21 protein-coding genes are annotated in these 24,605 nt (G+C 45.5%); 12 read left to right on the forward strand and 9 right to left on the reverse strand.

Annotation, left to right across the window (positions count from 1 at the left end; genetic code table 11):
* Positions 1-89 precede the first annotated feature (89 nt).
* The 6 genes from L2744_RS00645 (at position 90) to L2744_RS00670 (ending at position 5,478) form a co-directional block, all read left to right on the forward strand.
* Positions 90-731: a hypothetical protein gene (locus L2744_RS00645; RefSeq protein ID WP_283103850.1), complete on the forward strand. Its 642-nt coding sequence runs from the start codon at positions 90-92 to the stop codon at positions 729-731.
* A 158-nt stretch (positions 732-889) separates the two neighbouring features.
* Positions 890-2,308 carry a UDP-N-acetylmuramate:L-alanyl-gamma-D-glutamyl-meso-diaminopimelate ligase gene (gene mpl, locus L2744_RS00650; RefSeq protein ID WP_248990230.1) on the forward strand — a complete coding sequence of 473 codons (1,419 nt, stop codon included), beginning with the start codon at positions 890-892 and terminating at the stop codon, positions 2,306-2,308.
* A gap of 1 nt (position 2,309) precedes the next feature.
* Entirely contained in the window at positions 2,310-2,969 is a 660-nt protein-coding gene (locus L2744_RS00655; RefSeq protein WP_248990231.1) for a flavin prenyltransferase UbiX, read from the forward strand.
* Positions 2,970-2,976: 7 nt separating this feature from the next.
* Positions 2,977-3,507: a hypoxanthine phosphoribosyltransferase gene (gene hpt / locus L2744_RS00660; protein WP_248990232.1), complete on the forward strand. Its 531-nt coding sequence runs from the start codon at positions 2,977-2,979 to the stop codon at positions 3,505-3,507.
* A gap of 265 nt (positions 3,508-3,772) precedes the next feature.
* Positions 3,773-4,711 carry an ABC transporter ATP-binding protein gene (locus tag L2744_RS00665; RefSeq protein ID WP_248990233.1) on the forward strand — a complete coding sequence of 313 codons (939 nt, stop codon included), beginning with the start codon at positions 3,773-3,775 and terminating at the stop codon, positions 4,709-4,711.
* Positions 4,708-5,478, forward strand: a complete 771-nt coding sequence (locus L2744_RS00670; protein WP_248990234.1) for an ABC transporter permease — start codon at positions 4,708-4,710, stop codon at positions 5,476-5,478. The genes L2744_RS00665 and L2744_RS00670 overlap by 4 nt, the downstream gene beginning before the upstream one ends.
* A gap of 67 nt (positions 5,479-5,545) precedes the next feature.
* Here L2744_RS00670 and L2744_RS00675 read toward each other — a convergent pair whose 3' ends face one another.
* From L2744_RS00675 to rluA, 3 genes are all read right to left on the reverse strand, one after another.
* On the reverse strand, positions 5,546-9,418 hold the full coding sequence (locus tag L2744_RS00675; protein WP_248990235.1) for a S8 family serine peptidase: 3,873 nt from the start codon (positions 9,416-9,418) through the stop codon (positions 5,546-5,548).
* Positions 9,419-9,624: 206 nt separating this feature from the next.
* Positions 9,625-10,086: a transcriptional regulator AsnC gene (gene asnC, locus L2744_RS00680; RefSeq protein WP_014609941.1), complete on the reverse strand. Its 462-nt coding sequence runs from the start codon at positions 10,084-10,086 to the stop codon at positions 9,625-9,627.
* A gap of 95 nt (positions 10,087-10,181) precedes the next feature.
* Positions 10,182-10,859 carry a bifunctional tRNA pseudouridine(32) synthase/23S rRNA pseudouridine(746) synthase RluA gene (gene rluA / locus L2744_RS00685; protein WP_248990236.1) on the reverse strand — a complete coding sequence of 226 codons (678 nt, stop codon included), beginning with the start codon at positions 10,857-10,859 and terminating at the stop codon, positions 10,182-10,184.
* Between the two features lie 204 nt (positions 10,860-11,063).
* On the opposite strand from rluA, the gene L2744_RS00690 reads away from it, so the two are divergent.
* The gene (locus tag L2744_RS00690) at positions 11,064-12,980 is read left to right on the forward strand and encodes a peptidase U32 family protein (RefSeq protein ID WP_248990237.1); all 1,917 of its coding nucleotides are present in this window, start codon (positions 11,064-11,066) and stop codon (positions 12,978-12,980) included.
* Between the two features lie 85 nt (positions 12,981-13,065).
* Here L2744_RS00690 and L2744_RS00695 read toward each other — a convergent pair whose 3' ends face one another.
* Positions 13,066-15,306, reverse strand: coding sequence for a toxin-antitoxin system YwqK family antitoxin (locus L2744_RS00695; protein ID WP_248990238.1), 2,241 nt, complete (start codon positions 15,304-15,306; stop codon positions 13,066-13,068).
* 151 nt (positions 15,307-15,457) lie between these two features.
* Here L2744_RS00695 and L2744_RS00700 point away from each other — a divergent pair, with 151 nt between their 5' ends.
* Complete coding sequence (locus L2744_RS00700; RefSeq protein WP_248990239.1) at positions 15,458-15,775, forward strand: cupin domain-containing protein; 318 nt, start codon at positions 15,458-15,460, stop codon at positions 15,773-15,775.
* 9 nt (positions 15,776-15,784) lie between these two features.
* Here L2744_RS00700 and L2744_RS00705 read toward each other — a convergent pair whose 3' ends face one another.
* The 5 genes from L2744_RS00705 to L2744_RS00725 form a co-directional block, all read right to left on the reverse strand.
* A complete protein-coding gene (locus L2744_RS00705) occupies positions 15,785-16,951 on the reverse strand; it encodes a membrane dipeptidase (RefSeq protein ID WP_248990240.1) in 1,167 nt (388 codons plus the stop codon).
* A 118-nt stretch (positions 16,952-17,069) separates the two neighbouring features.
* The gene (locus tag L2744_RS00710; RefSeq protein WP_248990241.1) at positions 17,070-17,516 is read right to left on the reverse strand and encodes a SufE family protein; all 447 of its coding nucleotides are present in this window, start codon (positions 17,514-17,516) and stop codon (positions 17,070-17,072) included.
* A gap of 73 nt (positions 17,517-17,589) precedes the next feature.
* Positions 17,590-18,903, reverse strand: a complete 1,314-nt coding sequence (locus tag L2744_RS00715; protein ID WP_248990242.1) for a cysteine desulfurase — start codon at positions 18,901-18,903, stop codon at positions 17,590-17,592.
* Positions 18,863-19,063 (reverse strand): hypothetical protein, encoded by a 201-nt coding sequence (locus L2744_RS00720; RefSeq protein WP_248990243.1) that lies wholly within the window; start codon positions 19,061-19,063, stop codon positions 18,863-18,865. Before L2744_RS00720 ends, L2744_RS00715 begins: the two co-directional genes overlap by 41 nt.
* 51 nt (positions 19,064-19,114) lie before the next feature.
* Positions 19,115-20,155, reverse strand: coding sequence for an NADP(H)-dependent aldo-keto reductase (locus L2744_RS00725; RefSeq protein ID WP_248990244.1), 1,041 nt, complete (start codon positions 20,153-20,155; stop codon positions 19,115-19,117).
* A 455-nt stretch (positions 20,156-20,610) separates the two neighbouring features.
* Here L2744_RS00725 and L2744_RS00730 point away from each other — a divergent pair, with 455 nt between their 5' ends.
* The 4 genes from L2744_RS00730 to L2744_RS00745 are packed head-to-tail and all read left to right on the forward strand — an operon-like array spanning position 20,611 to position 24,596.
* Positions 20,611-21,981, forward strand: a complete 1,371-nt coding sequence (locus tag L2744_RS00730) for a Na(+)-translocating NADH-quinone reductase subunit A (RefSeq protein ID WP_248990245.1) — start codon at positions 20,611-20,613, stop codon at positions 21,979-21,981.
* Positions 21,981-23,195, forward strand: a complete 1,215-nt coding sequence (locus L2744_RS00735) for an NADH:ubiquinone reductase (Na(+)-transporting) subunit B (protein ID WP_248990246.1) — start codon at positions 21,981-21,983, stop codon at positions 23,193-23,195. The genes L2744_RS00730 and L2744_RS00735 overlap by 1 nt, the downstream gene beginning before the upstream one ends.
* Positions 23,185-23,979: a Na(+)-translocating NADH-quinone reductase subunit C gene (locus L2744_RS00740; protein WP_248990247.1), complete on the forward strand. Its 795-nt coding sequence runs from the start codon at positions 23,185-23,187 to the stop codon at positions 23,977-23,979. Before L2744_RS00735 ends, L2744_RS00740 begins: the two co-directional genes overlap by 11 nt.
* Positions 23,976-24,596: an NADH:ubiquinone reductase (Na(+)-transporting) subunit D gene (locus L2744_RS00745; RefSeq protein WP_248990248.1), complete on the forward strand. Its 621-nt coding sequence runs from the start codon at positions 23,976-23,978 to the stop codon at positions 24,594-24,596. Before L2744_RS00740 ends, L2744_RS00745 begins: the two co-directional genes overlap by 4 nt.
* Positions 24,597-24,605 lie beyond the last annotated feature (9 nt).

Consider the following 24,605-nt stretch of genomic DNA (forward strand, 5'->3'; position numbering starts at 1 on the left):
TTTTCAAATAAAATGGATTAAAAAATATACAAAACTAGGTGTTGGTGGTAATTTTTGCTACGGGTCTCTCATTATTAGGTGGTTGTCATATGGTGGATGAGCCTTATTTATCGGTGGAAGAGTTAGCTTGCTTTAGTGAGCTATTTGCACCCACATGTGTCAGCGCTACTTTCGGACCAGATTGCTTAACCGAAGAGCCTCTTGTTAATCATGTTCTTACCGTTACGACTGAAGTGCCGCAGGCTATTGCGTCTATTTTAGGTAAAGCGAAGCTCACGCTACTTGCCGAGGTCGGGCCCTATAAACTCTGGTTTCCCCTACGGATGAAAGTGGATGACTTTGGACAGTTGCATCCTACATTAGGTGTGCCAGAGGTTTTAGATGCTTCGGGGGAGGAACGAAGCTGGCGTTTGACTAAGGCAGAAAATGTATGGATATTTGACCATGATCAGGGTGAACAATGGTCTGTTGTATCGTTGTCAAGTTCAGGGATGGCTATAAAGGCTAAGTCGCAGCAACAGTTTGAGCTGTTACTGGATAGTAAAGATGTGCAGTTACAACTCCCAGATGGTGAAACAATGCATGTTGATATCGAACCTGTTCGCAACGTCAATGGGTTAGCGATTGTGAGGTTTCGGGCTGAAGCCGAAGAACGTGAAGCCCTGCGCCAGTTCCTATTTAATCGCCATCGCAGCCTGCATGCCAAACTCTATGCTAGCTTACGTGAATAAGTTAGCTTTGTTGGTCACTAAATTACGATGCTGTATAGGATTGTAAAATGTCCCTGCAGATCTTTTGTGATTGACGCCCTTTTCCGAGTTCTTACCTGCCAATCTGTCGCTTGATGGATTAGAATAGCCTCGAATTCAAAAACATCAGAGCGAGCAGTATGCACGTACATATTTTAGGAATTTGTGGAACCTTCATGGGTGGTCTAGCGTTATTGGCTAGGGCAAAAGGTCACAGGGTAACGGGCTCGGATGCCAATGTGTATCCCCCAATGAGCACGCAACTTGAAGAGCAAGGCATTGAACTGATACAAGGTTTTAATCCTAGCCAATTGGGTGAAGCGGGACATTATCCTGACTTAGTCGTGATTGGTAACGCCATGAGTCGTGGTAATCCCTGTGTGGAAGCAGCATTGAATTTAGGGATCCCCTATACCTCTGGTCCGCAGTTTTTAGCCGAGCATATTTTACCTGAACGCTGGGTTCTAGCGGTTTCAGGTACTCACGGTAAAACCTCTACCTCGAGCATGTTAGCTTGGATTTTAGAGGATTGTGGCTATGAACCAGGATTTTTAATTGGTGGAGTGCCCCAAAACTTTGGCGTGTCGGCGCGTTTGGGTCAATCAGCATTCTTTGTGGTTGAGGCAGATGAGTATGATAGTGCCTTCTTCGATAAGCGCTCAAAATTCGTGCATTATCATCCACGTACTCTCGTGATCAACAATCTCGAATTTGATCACGCGGATATTTTTGCCGATCTAGCCGCTATCCAAAAGCAGTTTAATCACCTTATTCGTACTGTACCCAGTGAAGGAAAAATCATTTGGCCTGCTGATGCTCAAGCGGTGAAACAGACTATCGAAATGGGCTGCTGGAGTGAGCAGGAAAACTACCATACAGCAGAGTCTGTTACTGGCTGGTATGGTAAAGCACTCACTGATGATTGCCATCGTTTTGAAGTGTTTTTAGATGGGGAGTCCCAAGGCGAGCTTGAGTGGGACTTAATTGGTCAACACAATATTGAAAACGCCATTATGGCTATTGCCGCCGCGCGCCATGTGGGTGTAAAACCGAGCGCAGCGATTGATGCCTTGGCGAAATTTATGCCGCCTAAACGTCGTCTTGAGTTGTTGGGTACAGTGAATGGTGTCAGTGTATACGATGATTTTGCCCACCATCCCACGGCGATTGCGACCACGTTAAAAGGGATGCGTGCTAAGATCGGCCAGAGCAAAATTATCGTAGTGCTTGAGCCTCGCTCAAATACGATGAAGAGTGGAGTGCATAAAGATACGCTGGCTTATTCTATGATGCAGGCCGATGAAGCTTTTTTATATCAAGCAGATACCATTGACTGGAATATGAAAGAGGCGATGGAAGCCTCGGTTATTCCTGTGATGGTATTGCATCAAATTGATGATGTTGTTGCTAAGGTTTCGGCAACTGCCAAAGCAGGCGATACCGTAGTGATAATGAGTAATGGCGGGTTTGGCGGTTTGCATAAGAAGTTGCTTGCAGCACTTGAATTGAGCCCGCAATCAACAGAGTCGACTCCATCATCTTCTGAGAAGAGTCTTTAAGATGGCTCACGCTAAGTCGGTTAAGGCGATTAGCCTTGCTTGGACTGGTGCTTCTGGTGCGCCCTACGGGTTGAAGTTGCTGGAGTACCTGTTGGCGTCGGGTTATCAAGTGTTTTTGATGATTTCTAGCGCCGCGCGAGTGGTATTAGCGACTGAGCATGGTTTGCAGCTCAGTGCGAATAGTGAAAAAGCGAAACAACAACTGCTTGCTTTATTCGCCGAAAAAAACGCGACGATAGTGGGGGAGCTGGTTGTGCTTGGTAAGGATGAGTGGTTTTCGCCTCCTGCGTCTGGCAGCGCTGCGCCTAAACAAATGGTCATTTGCCCTTGCTCGACAGGCACACTAGCAGCGGTCGCCACAGGGATGAGCAATAACCTGCTTGAACGAGCTGCGGATGTGGTCATCAAAGAACGCGGCCAGCTTATCCTAGTGCCTAGAGAAACGCCTTTTAGTGCCATACATTTAGAGCATATGCTAACCCTTTCGCGCCTCGGTGTGACTATTATGCCTGCCTCCCCCGGTTTTTATCACAATCCCAAATCGGTAGAAGATCTGGTAGACTTCATGGTCGCTCGAATTCTTGATCATTTGGGCGTTGACCATGCATTAACGAGTCGCTGGGGTTATGACAAGCAGACCCACCGCGACCTCGACAATTGAGACTGATATGAAACACACCACCGAAGTGATGATCTCCGCCGAAGAGATTAACCAAAAATTGGATCAAATGGCTGAGCTAATCAATGCCCATTATGTCAACAGCGAACGTTTGCTGATGGTGGGATTGTTAAAGGGCTCAGTAGTCTTTATGGCTGATCTGTGTCGCCGTATTAAGGGCCATGTTGAAATCGATTTTATGTCGGTTTCCAGCTATGGCAATTCGATGACCAGTTCACGGGATGTAAAAGTACTGAAAGACGTGCAATCGGATATTGCGGGTCGCGATGTGCTGATAGTAGAAGATCTCATTGACTCGGGTAATACACTGAGCAAAGTCCGAGAAATGCTACTACTGCGCGAACCTAAGAGCTTAGCGCTTTGTACTTTGCTTGATAAACCTGAGCGCCGAGAAGTAGATGTTAAGGTCGATTTTATCGGTTTTACGATTCCTGATGAGTTTATCGTTGGTTATGGTATTGATTACGCTGAGCAGTATCGTAATCTGCCCTATATTGCCAAAGTGGTGCCACTCGAATAATTGCATTCTTGTTAGGTTTCAACACTTAAAACTCCCGCTACATGCGGGAGTTTTGCTTTATTAAGGTTCAGTGGATTGATTCAAGCTAAATGCAGCCGTTCATTGGTGTCTGCTAGCTGGTTACCTATTAGAAAAAGTTCATAAACTAGTGTCCATTATTCAATAGATTAACAATACATTTCCCTTTATATAAAGTTGACGTATTGCATTTGGTTTTTTTGCCACCATCTTATTAGTCTCGTTATGTTAAGGATCAGGAACATCTATGGCGAATACAGCCCATGCTCTGGTACTCGAAGGGCTTAAAAAAACCTATAAAGGCGGCGTTGAGGCGGTCAAAGGCATCAGTCTTACCGTTAATCAGGGGGATTTCTTTGCCTTACTTGGCCCCAATGGCGCGGGTAAATCCACCACGATCGGCATTATCAGCTCTTTAGTTCAGAAAACGGCAGGTACGGTTAAAGTCTTTGATTATGATATTGATAAACAACTAGAGCATGCCAAGTTATGCATTGGTTTAGTGCCACAGGAATTTAACTTTAATCAGTTTGAAACCGTATTACAGATAGTGGTAAATCAAGCGGGTTATTACGGTGTACCAAAGTCTATCGCCCTAGAGCGTGCACAAAAGTATTTAACTCAGCTAGATTTGTGGGAAAAACGTAACAGCCAATCGCGGGAATTATCCGGCGGTATGAAGCGGCGTTTAATGATCGCCCGCGCTCTGATGCACGAGCCTAAGCTATTGATTTTGGATGAGCCTACCGCAGGGGTGGATATTGAGTTGCGCCGTTCTATGTGGGAATTCCTCAAGCAAATTAACCAGCAGGGCGTGACCATTATTCTCACCACCCATTATCTTGAAGAAGCTGAAATGCTGTGCCGCAATATTGGCATCATAGATAACGGTGTGCTGGTGGAGTGTACCAGCATGAAGGCACTGCTCAGTAAGCTGAATATGGAAACCTTTATTCTCGATCTTCGCCATGATATTCAAACTGCCCCAGTGCTCAACGGCATGGTATGTCGCCTAACCGATCCCCATACCTTAGAGGTGGATGTAGCGAAAGAACATAATCTTAATGAGGTATTTCGCCAATTAAGTGCGGCGAATGTGGAAGTGTTGTCGATGCGCAATAAGTCAAATCGGTTAGAAGAACTCTTCGTTGAACTGGTGAATAAACCCCAGGGAGTCAGCGCATGAACCAACTCTACTTTATCGCCTTCAAGAGTATTCTAGCGAAGGAGATTAATCGTTTTACACGGATTTGGATCCAAACCTTAGTGCCACCTGCCATCACTATGACATTGTATTTTCTGATTTTTGGCAATTTAGTCGGTAGTCGAATTGGTGAAATGGGCGGCGTATCCTATATGGAGTTTATCGCCCCTGGGTTAATCATGATGTCGGTGATCACTAACTCCTACTCGAATGTTGCTAGCTCATTTTACAGTGCTAAGTTTCAACGTAATTTAGAAGAGTTGATGGTGGCACCTGTGCCCCATTATGTGATGATTGCCGGTTACGTAGGTGGCGGTGTGGCGCGCGGTTTGTGTGTTGGCCTAATTGTGACACTGGTGGCGATGTTCTTTGTCGATATACGCTTGCATCATGCGGGTTTAGTGGTGATGACAGTGTTTTTAACCTCAGTGCTATTTTCCTTAGGTGGACTGATTAACGCGGTTTTTGCCAAAAGTTTTGATGATATCAGTATCATACCGACTTTTGTGCTCACCCCATTAACCTACCTTGGCGGGGTATTTTATTCCCTGTCACTCTTGCCATCATTCTGGCAGGGCGTGTCGGCACTTAACCCTGTGGTCTATATGATCAACGTGTTCCGCTATGGTTTTCTCGGTTTTGCCGATATCAGCGTGCCGCTATCCATCGCCATTATGGTGGGCTTTTGTGTAGCGTTGTGGGCTTTAGCTTACTATCTTATCTCACGCGGGATCGGGTTGCGTTCTTAATATTTTGAGAATAAAAGCTTAATAAAAAAGGAGCCACTAAGGCTCCTTTTGACTGTCTAACAATATGTTACTTCATACGACGACGTATTGCCGCCAATGGTAACAGTAGGGCTGTTAACCAACCAAGAGAACCACTATCGTTCTTTTTAGCGGGTGTTGGTTTGGCTGTTACTGTGACAGTCGCAGTGCCTAGAGTACTATCTAGCTCACCATCAGATGCAACTACCGTAAATATCAGCGATTGTGCACCTGCTGGAGCGGTGAAGCTGATAGTTTCACCACCATTTGTGAAGGTAACAGGGGTTCCACTCGTTTGTACCCAGTTATAGGTTAGAGTGTCTTGTTCTATATCAGCACCATTAGCGGTTGCTGTTACCGTTGACCCTTCCAAACCTGTTGAACCTACTGGAGCGACTGTTGGTGCATCATTAACATTTTGAACGTTAATCGTTACTAATGCAGCTTCTCCAGTATTACCATCTTCATCAACTGATGTGTAGCTGAGTGTATCTGTACCAAAGAAATCTAAGCTAGGGGTATAGTCAATATTACCCTCGGCGTTCACCACTGCAGTACCATGGGAAGGTGTTTCTACTATTTTTACTCCACCTAAGGCTCCTTTAGGCATAACGTCAATGACACGTAGTGCTTTCGCCGTCATTCCATCGCCAGTGACGGAAGCTTGGGCTACCTTTTGATCTGGTTTAGTATCGTTTTCTAGTACTTTGATAGAAACTAAAGTTTCCTCGTCCGTTTCAATTACATCAGCTTGACCAACATTAAGGGAAGTTGGTTTAGCATTGTAATTAATAGTAACATTGCCAGCCGTTGTATTTCTTAAGGTTATAGCGTCTCCAGATGTCACGGTGCCACCAGTACCATTAAAGTGATAAGTGGTTCCAATCGTTCCTCCTATGTTTTCTGCACCGATGGTGACTGCAGATGGTATATTTGGAATGTCGATATAGTTGAATACAACATCTTCTGTAGTGCCGGTTCTAATCCAAATACTAAAGGTATAAGCTGAACCTGATGTATCATCATAGAGTTGGCCTTTGTTCCACTCTATAGCTAACCATGTCACGCCAGCGCCATCGGTAAACACACCAATAGCAAGATCGCCACCACCAGTATCACCAACAGTTTTATCTGATAAGTCAAAGTCAGACCAGAATGGGGCTAGAATATTATTGGGATTTGCACCATCAGGTAGTTGTTTATTGGCATAAGTACCGCTAGCGCTTCCTCCACCAACAATTGCCAGACCGTTATCTGATATTGTAATTCTGGAGTAGCTCACACCGTTATATTTGAAGCTAGGAACATTGTAGCTGAAGCTTACCTCGTCACACCCATTCGTACATGCTATAGGATTGGTTCCTAAGTCAATAATACTAGGGAATCTTTGAGCCCCTTTTGTGGTCGCCATCTGAGGTAAATTAAGAGAACCAACCCAAGTAATCAGGCCTAAATCTTCATTTACCTGTAGTCCATTTTGGGTTGCCCCCGCGAGAGTGACTGTCACATCCTCTTTAGCGGTTAGCTTAGTCCCTTTCGGCGCCTGTGCTGTAAAAGTAACAGTATTTTCAAACAGTGTATTATTGAGTGTTGCAACTAGAGGAATTATATCACTGGCGTTAATATCTGCTTTGGTCGTGTTTGTTGAAATTAAGGATGCATTACTTGATTCTTTAGCTAACACAGCTAAAGGTAAGTGAGCATTTTGTAACCCTTCAGTACTGTTAATTAGTACGTTAGCAAAGATCCATGAGTCATACGTTGCAAAGGTTGAATCAACCGTTACTGTAAATGTTGCTGAGGCTCCAGGGGCTAGTTCTAATGTAGTAGGTGATACTGTGATACCAGTGCTATCAGATGAAGTTGATAAGCTCCAAGAGGTTGTAACATCGCTTTTGTTATAAACGGTGCGAGTGAAAGTACATGGGCCAACACAAGAGTCTGATGCTATCGATGGTCTGTCGAATGTTAATACAGCCTTGGCTGCAGCATCTAAATCCATGCGCCCTGCACCCATGTCAAATGGAGTTGCAGGGGTTGTTGCATCATCATCGAGAATGCCTTCATATTTAGCCGTCGAAGTGAGAGCAGTTTTTATATCATTTGCACTCCACTCTGGGTGCAGTTGGCTCATAAGAGCTGCCGCACCTGCAACATGAGGGCTTGCCATACTGGTACCAGAAATGACATTGAAATCTTTACCTCCATCATCTGGTGAGAAGGCCGATAGAATATCTGTGCCTGGTGCTGCTATATCAGGTTTTAGGATATTTTGATTGCCATCAGGGCCACGTGAGCTTGAACTATTCAGATTATCAGCAAGAACCGGGGTCATTATACGCTTGGTTTTTGCGACTAGAGTGCCTGTAGTTGCTGTTTCTCCCATGGCTTCGATAATGGCTAAGCCTGCATCTTTGGCAATCATTACTGCTGGAAACGGCTCATCGGGCATAGACATAGTAGTCGGAGCGCCTGCAACGCTGTTATATACAACAACCGCTTTTGCGCCTGCCGCTTTAGCATTGGTCGCTTTTAGTGAGAAGTTACACACGCCACGAGAAATTAATGCGATACCATCCTTGAACGAGTCAGCAGGAAAGGCATCACAGCCATTCGCATTCTGAGCGTTTAGTTTTACAGCTGCAATAACAGGAGCGGTAATATCTGCGCTCAACACTGCATCGGAACTTGGTATCGCCAGTAAATCTTCACCACCAGCATTAAAACTATTAGCAAAATAGCGGCCCGTAGTGGTGTTAGCGACCGTAATACCGGATTCAATACAGCCTGGACAACCTACAGTTTGTGCACCATTACCATCATTACCTGCGGCAGTGACTACAACAACGCCAGCCGCTTCTGCCGCTTCAAACATTGTCTTATATGGACTGTTAGCAGGATCTCCACCCGCGCCGCCACCCCATGAGTTGTTGATGACATCTGCACCATCATTGACAGCATGCTCCAACGCTTCCATTAACATAATATTCGAGCCGCTGCCTCTTTCACATTCGAGATTGCTATAAAGTGCCTTATAGACCATCAGATATGCGGCTGGGGCTACACCCGATAACTCAACAGGAATATCTTTGAAAGTTGTTGAAACCTTATTGCCGACTGCCGTTCCCGCTACGTGAGTACCATGCCCACCATAACCGAGTGGGCTCATATATTCTTTAGCGCAAACGGGGAAGGTAGGTTGTGACCAACGAGCCACAATGAGTTTGTTGTTACAAAAAGATGCGTCAACGGTAGAGCAATAATCATCTGAAGGAAGGTTGCCACTTGGAGCCGTGAAACCTGCATCAGCAAACATTGGGTTCTCGGGGCGTATACCACCATCAATGATTGCAACTTTAATTCCTTTACCTGCATTTTCCATCCCAGAAACGGCTTCCCACATTGCTTGGGTATTAATCACTTGGTGAGAAGCATCCATGTTTGTTTCATACATGGTTTCTGGATAGACGGATTTAACGCCAGGCATCTGAGCCAGTTTTTCAGCACTCAATCCTTGGCCAACAACGGTTACACCATTAAAAAGTGTTTGGAAATGACGTTCAACTTTGGCGTTAGGGATTGTTTTTGCTAAAGCTGATGCAAAATTATTTTGTTCTTTGGCTAGATGGCTGGCATAGCTTTTAACTTCAGCGGATTGTACGTTGAGCTTTTGCCCTTCTTTTGTCGAAGCTGTTGGGGCAAATGAACCTATACCCCCCTGATAAGTCGCGAGTGCAGGTGATTCCATTTCAACGATAAAACGCTGCGGAGCTGCAATATTGGATACAGCAACTTGAGGTTTACTGTATTTATCATGGGAGGACATTTCAGGTGAGTAAGGTTTAAAGGTAAATTCACTGTTTGCTATGGCGGTACTAGATAACAGTGCTGTAGATATGGCGATCGATAGTTTTGTCTTCACAACTTCATTCCTTGTCAATTAATGCCTTTAGCACTTTAACTGCATATGCCTGTAGCTGAATTGTTATAGTTATGCTGCACTCTTTGGTGTTAGCAATGAAGTTGTAACACAAAAGTGCTGCGTGGTTAACACTTTTGAAGGAAAAAAGACTTATGTCATATTTTGCCGTGCTTAATAGCACTTATAGCCAGTTAGATTGTGGCAATTTAAGGCTTAACCGCTCTGACTATCGGGTTTTGTAGGCTGATCAAGGTTTCTGTTGACTGGATTTCATCGATGGACTGAATGCGGTTGATAAGAACGTGTTGTAAACCATCAATAGATTGGCACATGACTTTTACAAAAATACTGTAATTGCCCGTGGTGTAATAGGCTTCGACGACTTCTTCGAGGGCGTTGAGTTTAGCGATAGCGGCCGGATAGTCGCCAGCACTTTTAAGATTGATGCCGATAAAACAACAGACGTCATAGCCTAGGGCTTTAGGGTTTACCGTGATCTGCGCGCCAGTGATAATGCCTGCTTGCTTCATTTTTTCTACCCTAACATGGATAGTGCCTGCGCTTACGCCAAAACGTTTGGCGAGTTCGGCAAAGGGTGTGCGAGCATCCTGCATTAGGGCTTCGAGGATATGATTATCGAGTTGATCGCGCTGAAATGCGGTATCCATAAATAAACTCTCTATAACGTAATGAATTGTCATAAAGTTACGTTTTTTTATGGAGAATTGCTACCGATTTTGCCCGTATTATTTGATTTTAGTGATCATTGTTCACCCAAAGGCTCACAAAAAGGGGCTTCAGCGCTAAAAGTCATACTGACACCCGTGTATGGATGTTTGATGGTGAGTTCTGCCGCATGTAGTAGTAAGCGGGGGGCTAAGGATTTAGCGAGTGAGTCGGCATAAAAACCATCACCTAAGATCGGATGACCTATTGCCATCATATGCACGCGCAACTGGTGTGAACGACCAGTAATGGGGGTGAGTTTTACTAGCGTTGAACGTTGGGCGTAGCTTAACACTTGATAGTGAGTTAAAGATGGCTTGCCAACGAGATGATCGACTTTCTGTTTAGGTCTATTCGGCCAATCACAGATCAACGGGTAATAGACACTGCCAGTATTGTTTTTGATATGGCCTGCGACCCTTGCAAAGTAGGTTTTGCTGGTTTCTCTGTCGTGGAATTGACGTTTTAGTTCCCGCTCGGCACTGCGGATCAAGGCGACAACTATGACGCCTGAAGTTGCCATATCGAGGCGATGAACGATTTGGCAATGGGGATGCTCGGCTTTTACTCTGGCATAGACACTATCGTAATGGGCAGGATCTCGACCGGGCACAGACAACAATCCCGAAGGTTTGTTAATGACAATAATATCTTTATCTTGATAAAGAATATCGAGCCAAGGAGTTGTAGGTGGTTGGTAAATAAAATCAGTCATCATAGTGCCTATTGGTCAATGCGGGACAAAGATACTCTGCTCGGCTTGAGGGCGCAAGTGCGTGGCCTAAAGATTGCCTGTTGTAACCACCCGCTCGAACAGAAGGAAAGCGCATTAGTTGATGATTTGCTGATAGAGCTACATTGGAGTTCTTGCTATAATCACGCTCTTTTTTGTTACTGATCATTTTGAGCCTGTGAAGCCATGAGCCAGCCAGAGATTTACACACCTGAGAATCTTTCTCACGTCCATAACCGCCTCGAGTTATTGGCGCCTGCAAAAAATGCTGACTACGGTATCGAAGCGATACGCCATGGTGCCGACGCGGTTTATATCGGTGGTCCAGCATTTGGCGCTCGGGCAACGGCGGGCAACAATGTTGAAGATATCGCGCGCCTGTGTACTTATGCTCACAAGTATCATGCTCAAGTGTTTGTTGCGCTGAATACTATCCTGATGGATAACGAACTCGCCGACGCCGAAAAACTCATTTGGCAACTGTACGAAGCCGGTGCCGATGCGCTGATTGTGCAGGATATGGGCGTATTGCAACTCAATTTGCCGCCGATTGCCCTGCATGCCAGTACTCAAATGGATAACCGCAGCCCTGAAAAGGTGGCGTTTTTAGAGCAAGTGGGATTTTCGCAGGTCGTGCTTGCCCGCGAACTTGGTCTAAGTCAGATCCGTGAAGTGGCGGCGCATACTAAGATGCAGCTCGAATTCTTTATTCACGGCGCGCTTTGCGTGGCTTTCAGTGGGCTATGTAACTTAAGCCATGCCTTTAGTAATCGCAGTGCTAACCGCGGTGAATGTTCGCAAATGTGCCGTTTGCCGGGTAATTTAAAAACCCGTGCGGGGGATGTATTAGCGCAGAACGAGCATTTATTGTCCCTTAAAGATAATAACCAAACCGATAATCTCGAAGCCTTAATCGATGCCGGTATTCGTTCATTTAAGATTGAAGGTCGCCTTAAGGATTTGAGTTACGTTAAAAACGTCACCGCCCACTATCGTCAAAAGTTGGATGAAATTATTGCGCGCCGCCCCGAATTTGTGGCTTCATCCCACGGCCGCTGCGAGCACACTTTTACCCCAGATCCTGAAAAGACCTTTAACCGCGGCAGTACTGATTATTTTGTCCATGAACGTAGCCAAGGGATCAAAGATTTTCGTTCGCCAAAATACATAGGCGAAGAAGTCGGTAAAGTGGTCAGCATAGGCAAAGACTTTATCCAAGTGAGTTCGACCCATGAGTTCAACAATGGTGATGGCTTAGCGTTTTTCCCCCTCAATTATGCCATGGCCAAACAGTCCGATGATAAGCTCCAAGGCCTACGGGTAAATCGTGCAGAAGGGTTGAAACTGCATATATTGCAGGTGCCAAAGGACTTAAAGGTTGGGATGACGTTATACCGTAACCATAATCAAGCCTTCGAAACCTTACTCGCCAAGGAGTCATCTAAACGCATTATTGGCGTGGATATGCGCTTGAGCGATACCACAGATGGACTCGCGTTGACCTTAACGGATACTTATGGGTTAAGCGCCAGCGTGAACTTAGTGGCCGAAAAAATCCCTGCGACCGATATTGAAAAAACGCTGCAAAATACCCGTACTCAGCTTGGCAAGCTCGGTAGTACCGACTTTGTTGCCCGTAGCATCAGTATCGATACGGCCCAAGCGTGGTTCTTACCTGCGTCTGTGCTTAATGGTCTGCGCCGTGATGCGGTCGCAGCATTAGAAGTCGCTCGCGTGCAGGGATATATACGTCCAAAACCGTGGAAATATAATCAAGATGCAGTTTATCCTGTTAAGCATTTGAGTTACTTAGGTAATGTGGCAAATGAAAAGGCCAAAGATTTTTATCAACGCCACGGCGTGATTGAAATTCAAGACACCTATGAGAAAAACGGCGTCACCGAAGATGTCCCCTTAATGATCACTAAGCATTGTTTGCGCTTTAACTTTAATCTTTGCCCTAAAGAAGTGCCGGGGATTAAAGCCGATCCTATGGTGCTCGAAATTGGCAACGATGTGCTTAAGTTAGTGTTCGATTGCCCAAAATGCGAAATGATGGTGGTGGGTGAAAACCGTCAAGTTAGAGGACAGAAGCATCTTTAATCTGTAACTCAACAGTCCCAAAATGCGGCCCCCCACATTTTGGGACTTTTAAATATGAGCAGATATTTAGGGCTAACCTAATGATTCAGTTCAACACGATTGAACTTGTGTTGGTTGCCTGTTCAATCCGCTCTCCGTTCATTGTATAGGTTTCTGAGAGTGCTATGCGGCCTTGATCGTCGTATTGATTGTGGATGCCAACCCAGAATTGTTCTTGTCCTTGGATTTGTAAATTACCTTCTTCGGCAATATGGCTATTGGGATGATAGCGTTTCAGTGTATAAAGTTTGCTTTCGTCATCAAACTTTAAGTGATAGGAGAGTCTTAGCGTTTCAGTAGACCTTGTTGTAACCACTGGTACCGCTTCCTCTTGTGCTTGCTTTGCCGCAGTATCACCATCACTAACATTTTTGCCGTTATGCGACTCTGCTTCGTCATCATCTTGGGCGGTAGTATTTTCATTAAAATCAAAGTAGTGACGGCTTTCGATAAGTTGTCCTTGCTCATCTAGCCACACTTCACGCAGGAGTTGTCCTTGAGGGGTAAAACGTTGCCAGTGACCAATATCGAGGTAGCGTTGTTCCGTGATTTGAATTGTGCCTGTTTCTAATATTGTGCCGTTTCTGGACAGTGACTTAGCAGTAAATAAGTTGTCTTGAATACAGGTTAATAACCAACGAATAGTACCATCTTCATAGTATTCGATTCGTGTATCTGGGATCCCTTGTTGGTAATATTCCCGTTGATTATTCTCCAGATTATAACCGCAGCGAGTATTGGAATGGCTTTGATAGGATTCGAGTATGCCTTGCTTATTATAGAAGCTGGATTCTTTAAGGTAGCCTTGGCCATCGCGCACTTCATATTCTGAAATAGTACGTATAGTACCATCCTCATAAAACCAGCGGGCGGTGCCATCACGGTAGCCTTGGGTGTGTGGTAGATACATTTGTATTTGCTGGTTTTCGTAGTATTCGGTAAAAGGGGATATCGAGAGGTTGTTTTTATATTGGCCTTCTGCCGAGAGCACACCGCTCTTATAGTAGCTTTTAAACAAACCTTCCCTCAGACCATTTTCTAGGTAAATCTCAAGGGCGAGTTGGCCATTGTCATGGTACCAATTGGCCATGCCCTGTTCTTTGCCATTCTCAAAATAGATTTTTTCTTCAAGTTGACCATTGGGGTACCATTTTACATGTTCACCGTGCAACTCGCCTGCAGGATTAAATTGTTCACGCCAAGCCAGTTGCCCGCTTTCATAAAATTCTTCAATGGTCTTTCCTGCGCTATCGGCGAGCATTTTTTGCTTTAACACGCCATTGGAATGATACCAAAATGCTTGATATTCATATCCTTGGTCGTAGTAGCGTTCCGCCTCTAGGGAGCCATTGTTGTAATATAGATATTCGATCCCATGGATCTGATCGGCGACCATAGGGCGGGTGAGCTGCACATTTCCTGATTCATAGAAGCGAGTTAAGGTGTTGATATAAGCCCCATCACTATCGATTTCTGCGGTTTCGCTAATATTGCCATGATCATGATAACGCGTAATAAACATCCCATTAGGGCGGCGATCTTCGCTGTAATTAATTTTACCTGTGTGGTGAAACCAAGTTTGTAATCCCACTTGCTGATCCTGAATAAAATGACCTTCAAATAACAAGGTGCCAAGGGCATCAAATTGGCGAGAAATACCATCGCGCTCGCCAAAATAGTTAGATTCAACGACTTGGGTCAATTTGGGAGTTTGAGTAATAACTCTTAGGCTACTTATTCCATGTTCATCTTCTACTTCATGGAAAGTGCGCTGAAGTTTCCCCGTTAGGCTGGCGTGATCTTGTATATCACCACAAACGATAAAGTGTGGATCTATATTAAAGCGACTTATCAGCAAAGCTTCGATATTGTAGAGCTCTACCTTCCATAACATATTAGGTTGGTTGGGTATTGTAGGTATGACACTGCACACTTTTTCCTTGCCTAACCAAAAGTGTTGCTCAGGCTCATTGGTTTGGTTGCTGATTTCTAGTCGATCAAATTGAGTACTATGGAAAGAGCAGGATTCATTAACCAACTCCCAACCGAGGAGTTCAATTAATTGCGGTGAGTCGTAGTGATAGATATTTATGCCCCTAGCGATATCTTGTTCCTGTGAGGTCGCGAGTGCCTCTGTTGCATGGATTTTTAAACTAAAGTGGCGATGAAAATGAGCGGGCTCGAGAGGGGATTCTGGGGATGCTATTTGTGGGGGAGTGTCTTGCTGGGCGCTGTAATTTTCCGATGAATTAAATAATTTGGCTTTTAGCGCGCGAAACAACGACATCGTGGGGAATCTCCATATCCATATGCAAAACAACAAATTTACTTGATATAGGCTCATAGAATATGAGCTTTATGTGGGCATATGATAGCGGTTTATGGTGTTATTTCTCAATGCCTCAATCGGTAAAAGACCGTTAAATAAAGGATAAAAAATGATCCAAAATTTTTTTAGTCAGTTACCAGAGGCTTTATCGGCGGAGGTTTTTGAAAAACTTGCGGGCAACGATAGCGTTACGATTGAGCGTATTGTTTCCAATGGCCAATCAACCCCAGTAGGCCAATGGTACGATCAAAACCAGCATGAGTGGATCATGTTGCTTAAGGGGGCGGCGACTTTAGTATTTGAGCAAGGTGAGCCAGTTATCTTAACACCGGGTGATTACTTAACGATTCTTCCCCACCAAAAGCACCGCGTAGCCTCAACGTCGACGAGTTCAGAAACCCTATGGCTAGCGGTATTTTATGATTAGGGATGGATATTAAATTAGTACTTGATTGAGCACTCTTTGCCAGTTGCCACCCATAAAACGGTCGCGGTCGGTAGATTTAAAGCGCGCCTTAGCTAGGGCATCGTCGATGCGGCTCATTCGGTCAATATGGTTAAGCTCTGGGATAACGACATGCCGTGGCTCAACATCGAAACCCAATACGTTTTTGGTACGCAGGCTGTACCACCACTCTTGATATTCTTTAATGCCTTGCTCATTATCATTATTAATTGCTAATAGATTTTCTTGGCCACGGAGTGGGAAGTCATTAGCGATTGCCACACAGTCCACTCCACCTACGCGCATAACGTATTCTAACTGGCGGATGTAGTCATCGATGGTTGGCACAGGATTTGGCGTTAACCAGAAACTCATCATAAATACGCCAAAAACACCACCAGAATTGGCAATGGCGCGGATAACTTCGTCGGGCAAACAGCGAGCATGGTTGACTATTTCACGCGCCGCGCCATGACTTTGGACGACAGGTGATTTGCTGATTTTGGCGATATCAAGAGCAGTTTGGGCGCTGGAGTGGCTCAGATCAACCAATATATTGCTGTGGTTGAGTTTTGCGATTAACTCTCTACCATGGCCAGTCAGTGGCTTATTCAGTCCGCCATTGGCATCATTATCTAAGGCGCCACCCGCGAAGGTATTGCCATAGTGGTGGGTGAGTTGCAGTGCGCGCAGTCCCTGCTGATGGAACTCATCGACTCGCGCCCATTGGTTGGCATCGCTATCTTCTTCAACGCAATCCGCCCCTTGAATTTGAAAATACACCGCAGTGCGTTGGCTGTCCCTTGCGAGCTGGATATCTCGTCCTGTTAGGCCTTGCAATAAAATATCGGGATGATCGCTTACCCGCTTAGCGGCCAGCTTAATACTTTCCATACAAGCTTTATAAGTGCGCTTATAGTTTTGCGTGCCATCGGGTTGCTGCAGGGTTTCAATGGCTGAAATATCGCAAAGATAGGCATCGAGTTTAGAGGTAGTCACATCACGTAAGTCATCGGGGAGAAACGATAAACCATCGACATACAACCGCCTTGGGGCAGCGGCAAAGCTTGGGATGCTGGCGAGGGGACTTAACAGTGTTGCTGCGCCAAGACCTTTAAGAAGAGTGCGACGGTAGTGATTGACAGCCTGGTTGGGCATGTTCGATTCCTATCAATTAACGCAAATGTAACTTCTTTATACCCTATTTAGCGGGTTGAAGTCTTTGATTAAATCCATTTTTTCGCTATTACAGTCCACAGTGTAGAAAACATTTATCTTATTGTGCTGCACCTTTGATTGCTTTGGCGAGCGCATTGAGACCATTAGTGCGTGATGGGCTAAGTTGGCCTTCTAACCCTAATTGTGTGAAGTAAGCCTTGGGATCAAAAGCTTGGATCTCATCACTGGTTTTTCCGTGACAAGCGCCAAGTAACAGTCCTATCAGTCCTTTGACGATACGAGCGTCACTATCGGCAAGGTAATAATGTCGACCATTTCGTGCTAGGTGATAGAGCCAAGCATCACTTTCGCAGCCTTTCACCTGTGCCATATCAACGCGAAATTCAGCGTTTATGCTGGGCAGATCTTTACCTAACAACATAATTTGGCGATATCTTTCCTGCCAATTAGCGGCCTCGGCAAAACGCGCCAGCAGGGTATCGGCATCTTGCACCGAATAGTGAAAATCGGCCTCGTTTGGCATAGGTATGGTCGAATCTGTCATGGACTAAAATCCTGTCTAACTTATTTTGAATATCGTATTAGTGACGTGTGAATAAATAGCTAAGTGTTGCTCGTTACAGCAGCAAGTCTTTTACCGAGGTTAGCGCGCTTATAAAACGGTCGATATCTTGTTTATTAGTGTAAATGCCAATGGAGGCGCGGCAACACCCCTTGAGATTCAAGCTTTGCATTAATGGCATGGCGCAGTGGTGACCGCAGCGAACAGCAATACCCTGTTGATCCAGCAAAATGCCTACATCTTGATGATGTTCGTTGGCAAGATTAAAGGCCACGACGCCGATATTGTTATCAAGGGAACCGTATAAATGTACCTCGCCGAGCGCGCGCAATTGGGTTTGTAAATACGTAAGTAGTTCAGTTTCATAAGCTTGAACCTGCGGCGTAAGCTCGGTTTGTAAAAAGGTAATAGCGGCGCCTAACCCTATCACTTCGGCAATGGGCGGTGTGCCCGCTTCTAAACGATTCGGTAGGCTACCAAATTCGGTTGCCTCAAAGCTTACGCGTTTTATCATCTCACCGCCTGTCATCAATGGTGTGAGAGAGTCTAAACATTCAAAACGGCCATAAAGCACGCCAACGCCAGTGGGGCCATACATTTTATGCCCCGAGAATACGTAAAAATCGCAGTCGATTTTAGTCATATCGAGGGTTAAATGCGCTACTGCCTGCGCACCATCGACTAAGGTGATTGCCCCTTGTGCTTTAGCTAATTGGACTAACTGAGCCACGGGATTAACTGTGCCTAATGCATTGGAAACATGGCAAAGGGCAACGATTTTAGGCTTTAACTCGAGCAAGGTTTTATAGGCGTTGATATCTAAACGGCAATCTTGCATCAGAGGGATAGGTTTAATGACTGCGCCCGTGCGCTTTGCTAGTTCCTGCCAAGGCACGATATTGGCATGGTGGGCGGCGGAGTCGATTAATATCATATCGCCCGCGCTTAACTGCGTACTGAGGCCAAAGGCGACTAAGTTGATAGATTCTGTTGTACCGTGGGTAAAGATGATTTCTTCGCGACGTTTTGCCTTTAAAAATTGCTGTAATTGATCGCGCACTTTCTCATAGTTTAGGGTCGATCGTGCCGATAACTGATGCGCCGCGCGGTGCACATTGGCATTGTCATTGGTGTAATACTGCGCCATCGCATCCAATACGATTTGTGGCTTTTGGCTGGTGGCTGCGGTGTCAAGATAACATAGGGGATAGCCATCAAGCATTTGGTTTAACGCCGGGAATTGCGATCGAATCCGAGCATTTTCTGACGTTGCCTCTGCTGAGCAAAGTGCCACAGTGTTATCTGGCGTGACATGGGAAGCCGCAGTGTTAGTCACTGAGTTTGACGTAGGCAATGCTGATTGAGTCATGGATAAGGCTAAGGGCAATGAAAAAGGCCAAGGGATCTTCTTTGATCTGCCTCTTTAATGCAAGTTTTAGCTCGCCAATTCCCCTGTGGACACCCGTATGTGATGATGTATTCCAACTATAGATATGAACGATATTATGCTGGTATAAAATTAATAGCATCAGTCATATCTTCCTGATGCTATTGCTTCACCATACAGCTCAATTACCCAACTAGGGGCAGGGCAATCTAAATTGATCTGACAATTCATTTAATCGCACTAATAGCTCGGGTGATAGTGTGACTTTTAAACTGTCGATATTTTCTTTCAGTTGATATAAGTCCGTGGCGCCTATGATGTTAGAGCCGACAAACTTACGTGAGTTAACAAAGGCTAACGCCATTTGGGCGGGCGTGAGTTTGAACTCGCGGGCTAAATCGACGTAGGCCTTTGTGGCATCGAGAGCCATTTGCGAACCTGTATAGCGGGCGAAGCGCTTAAATAAGGTCAGGCGTGCGCCTTCGGGCCATTGGTCGTTGCAGTATTTGCCGGTTAAGGCGCCAAAGGCCAGTGGCGAATAGGCCAGTAATGGCAAGTTTTCGCGGTGACTGATTTCGCTCATGCCGACTTCGAAGCTGCGATTAAGCAAGTTATAGGGATTTTGCACACTCACAATACGCGGCAGGCCGTGTTTTTCGGCGAGTTGCAGGTACTTCATCAAGCCCCAAGGCGTTTCGTTCGACACACCGATATAGCGTACTTTACCTTGGCGGATCACTTCGGCGAGTGCTTCTAGGGTCTCGAGGATCGGCGTTTGCTGCTCATGCTCTTGCTGATCGTAAAACAGTTCACCAAAGAAGTTGGTATTACGGTCGGGCCAATGGATTTGATAAAGGTCGATAGTGTCTATTTGTAGTCGTGCTAAAGACGCATCGACCGCTTGATGGATGTTGTTCCAGTCCAGCGCCATATTCTTGCGAATGTAATCACTCTTACCCCCCGGTGCGGCAATTTTAGTGGCTATGACTAAGTCGTCACGGTTACCGCGGGCCTTAATATATTGCCCTAGGATACGCTCGGTTTCCCCTTGGGTTTCCGGCTTAGGTGGTACGGGATACATTTCTGCGGTGTCGATGAAATTAATGCCATTTCCTATGGCGTAGTCCAGCTGTGCAAATGCCTCGGCTTGGGTATTTTGTTCGCCCCAAGTCATAGTGCCTAAACAAATTTTACTGACTTCGAGATTAGAATGCGGTATGCGTCTGTATTCCATCTATTTCTCCTACGGAAACTATCTTGGTTTGAGGCTATCAAGCTTTTACTGTAAAGCAAAGGTTAAAGCACAGTCCCTGATATCAGTGCGTTAAAAATCACCAGTAAGTAAACCCCTTTTACCCTATCTTAATGCAAGACATTGATTGAAGTTTGTTCGGTAAGTGTAAGTTTTAGTGGTTTTGTCATTAAATTGTGTTGAAATCTAAATTTCTGCTTATTTATGAGAACCTTAGTGATAACTAAAACAGCAACACTGTATTTATGTACAAGTTGTTATAAAACTACATTTCAGGGTTTGTATTGGGACTAGATGTGAAGCTGCGTCACTAAATCACGTAAGTTTACGTATCTAACTTACAAATTTGACGCGGAATGTGACGCCAATATCGGAATCTTTGTTAACAAACCTATACCCTAGAGGTATCTAAAAATTTTTTATGGTTGATATTTGTGATGGCAGATTTTTCAAACCAAATTATAACGATCAAAAAAGGCCTCGACTTGCCGATAGCGGGCGAGCCACGCCAGATCATCGAATCCAGTAATAAGCCATCCCAAGTGGCCATACTGGGCGAGGAATATGTTGGCCTAAAACCGACTATGTTGGTTGAGGTCGGCGATAAGGTCAAAAAGGGTCAACCTTTGTTTGAAGATAAAAAAACAAAGGGAGCCTTATTTACCGCCCCAGCCAGTGGCGAAATTGTAGCGATTAACCGCGGCGAGCGCCGAGTGCTGCAATCCGTAATGATCCGTTGCGATGGATTAGATGCGGATGAGCAGATCCGTTTTGATATTTTTCCTGAAGTAGCCTCCTTATCGCGCCAAGTGGTGCAGGAACAACTCGTTAGCAGTGGTTTGTGGACGGCGCTTCGCACTCGTCCTTTTTCAAGAGTGCCAGCTTTAGATAGCCAGCCTGCCGGTATATTTGTTACCGCGATAGATACCAATCCACTTGCCGCCGATCCCCGTTTGATTATTGCCGAACAACCCGAAGCCTTTAAGACGGGTTTACAGCTATTGACTCGCTTAACCGAAGGCAAGGTTTACCTATGTCAGGACAAGGGCGATGCCATTGCCAGTGATGTTTCACCTAATCTTGAAATTCGCCGCTTTACAGGCGTGCATCCAGCGGGGCTAGTAGGCACCCATATCCACTTTACGTTGCCTGTCAGTTTAGAGCGTCAGGTATGGCACATTGGCTATCAGGATGTGATTGCCTACGGCAAGTTATTCCTAACAGGTCAATTGTATACCGACCGTATCGTCGCCTTAGGTGGCCCGAGCGTGCTGAATCCGCGTTTACTGCGTACTCAGCTTGGGGCTGAGTTGAGTGTGCTCGTGGCTGGTGAAATTAAACCCGCTAATAACCGTGTGGTATCAGGTTCAGTGTTATCAGGCCATACGGCAACGGGTGTGCATGACTTTTTAGGGCGATTTCATAACCAAGTATCAGTACTGGCAGAAGATGCGCAGCATCACGTGCTCCCTTGGGTTCGTGGTGGTTCGGATAAATTCTCCATTACTCGTGCCGTAACATCACGTCTGTTTGGTGCAACTAAATTGTTCGAGTTTACAACTCATCAGGGCGGTTCAGCTCGCGCCATGATGGCTTTTGGTCAGTTAGATCGCGTGATGCCACTGGATATTTTACCCACCTTGCTGGTTCGAGACTTAGTGGTGCGTGATACCGATGAGGCGCAGGCCTTGGGCGCATTAGAGCTGGATGAAGAAGATTTGGCGCTATGTACCTTTGTGTGTCCCGGCAAATATGACTTTGGTAAAGAGTTACGTGCCTGTCTAGATGTTATCGAGAGGGAAGGTTAATGACGACACAACCTAAAAAACCTGATTTACAGCAAGAGTATTACGCCACGGGTAAATCGATGAAGGGCTTTTTGCGTTCATTGGTGATTGCCAGTGGCCGCAGCACTAAGGGACAAGTGCATGTACGTGACGCGATTGACGTAAAACGTACCATGACCTTAGTCGGCCTTTGTTTACTACCTGCCATTTTATTTGGTTTATATAACGTAGGCTTACAGGCACAGATTGCGCTGGCGAGTGGCTTATCGACCCCAGATGTTTGGAAGTTGGTAATCTTTAATACTCTGTTTGGTGGTCTTAGCCAAGACACAGGATTACTCGGTTTATTCCTCTATGGCTTAAGTTTCTATCTACCCATTTATCTCACCGCACTGCTAACCAGTTTATTTTGGGAAGTCGTATTTGCACGGGTTCGTGGCCAAGAATTACACGAAGGTTTCTTCGTGACGGCGCTGCTGTTTACCTTAATCCTGCCTGTATCGACACCGTTGTGGTTGGTGGCCATGGGGATTTCCTTTGGTGTGGTAGTGGCTAAAGAACTTTTTGGCGGCATGGGGTATAACTTCCTTAACCCTGCGCTGGCGGGTCTTGCCTTTATTTACTTTGCCTATCCATCTGAAGTTTCTACCGTAAAACAGTTAGTGGCCATTGATGGCTTCTCCGGTGCGACTGCACTGGCACAAACCGCGGCGGGCAAGCTGAGTTTTGCCGATTACTCATGGTATAGCGCCTTTAGAGACCCAAATTGGTGGAACAACTTTTTTGGTTTTACCGTGGGCGCCATTGGCGAAACCAGTACCTTAGCTATTTTAATCGGCGGCGCATTACTGCTGATTAGCCGTTTAGCAGATTGGCGTATTGTTGCGGGTGTACTGCTTGGCATGATAGCCACTGCAACCCTATGTAATGTTATTGGTTCTAGCAGCAACCAAATGATGGCAATGCCGTGGACTTGGCATCTTGTTACGGGCGGTTTTGCGTTGGCGATGATGTTTATGGCAACCGACCCTGTTACGACTTCTTATACTCGTCCAGGCAAATATGTTTACGGTGTCTTGATTGGTTTTATGACAGTGCTTATCCGTGTAGCGAACCCCAAAATGGCTGAAGGCGTGATGTTAGCGATTCTGTTTGCCAACCTTTGGGCACCGCTGTTCGATTATCTGGTGGCCCGCGCCAACATCAAACGGAGATTAAAACGTCATGGTATTTAAGAAAGATACAGTGGTGGGGACCATGATCTTCACCATTACGCTCTGCCTTTTGTGTTCCTTTATGATCACCGGCACCGCAGGCATATTGAAAGAGCGTAAATTAGCGAAAAAACGTGATGAAGTGCAGCGTTATGTGTTGATGGCTGCCGATGTTAACTTAGGCCAAGGTAATGAGTTTAGAGATATTTTTGCTAAATCTGTTAAGCCATTATTGATCAACCTTGACACTGGTAAAGTGGATTCTGACGCTAACGTGCTTGATTTTGACGAGCGTATGGCGGCGATTAATCCTGAGACCTCAAGTGCGCCTAAAAAAGATATTGCGAAGATTAAAACCCGTGCGAATGATGCCCGCGTATTTAAAGTATTCGATGCTGAAGGCAAATTATCGAGTGTGGTCGTGCCATTCTACGGCAAAGGACTTTGGTCGATGATTTACGGTTATGTGGCGGTTGAACCCGACTTCAACACCATTAAAGGACTAGTGGTGTACGAGCACGGTGAAACGCCGGGTATCGGTGATTTTTTGACAGATCCTAGTTGGTCATCGCAGTGGAAGGGTAAGCAATTATTTGATGGCAAAGGCAAATTTTCGATACGCCTCGTTAAAGGTGGTGCCAAAGAAGGCGATGTTCACGGCGTGGATGCGGTGAGTGGCGCGACCATGACTGGCCGTGGTGTACAGCGCGCAATGGAGTTTTGGTTTGGGGTTGAGGGTTTTCAAACCTTCTTCAACCAGTTAAAAACGTCGGCGGTGCAAGGTGAGTTGGGAGGTGCCAAATGAGCAACACTTTATCCATGCGTGACATGTTAACGGGGCCAGTGTTTGCCAATAACCCCGTTGCTATGCAAGTGCTGGGCGTATGTTCAGCGTTAGCCGTCAGTAACTCAATGCAAACGGCTCTAGTGATGACACTGGCGGTGACCTTTGTATTGGTGTTCTCTAACCTGATCATTTCGACTATCCGCAGTTTTATTCCTAACAGTGTGCGCATTATCGCTCAAATGACGGTTATTGCTTCTTTAGTGATTATCGTCGACATGGTTTTGCAAGACGTCGCCTATGAATTATCTAAGCAACTTTCTGTATTTGTTGGGTTAATTATTACTAACTGTATCATCATGGGCCGCGCAGAGGCCTTCGCCATGAAGTATCCACCGCATTTGGCGATTGTTGATGCTTTGGGTAATGCGATGGGTTATGGCTTAGTTTTGTTAAGCGTCGCTTTTGTGCGTGAACTCTTCGGCACGGGTAATTTATTTGGTCATCCTGTGTTTACCACCATCGAAAACGGCGGTTGGTATTTGCCGAACGAGATGTTTAAGTTACCGCCGAGTGCCTTCTTCCTGATCGGTGTGTTGATCTGGACTATCAATGTGATCCAGCGGAAACGGGGTTAAGGAGCAGAT

Source organism: Shewanella profunda, assembly GCF_023283765.1.
GTDB classification, from domain to species: Bacteria; Pseudomonadota; Gammaproteobacteria; order Enterobacterales; family Shewanellaceae; genus Shewanella; species Shewanella profunda.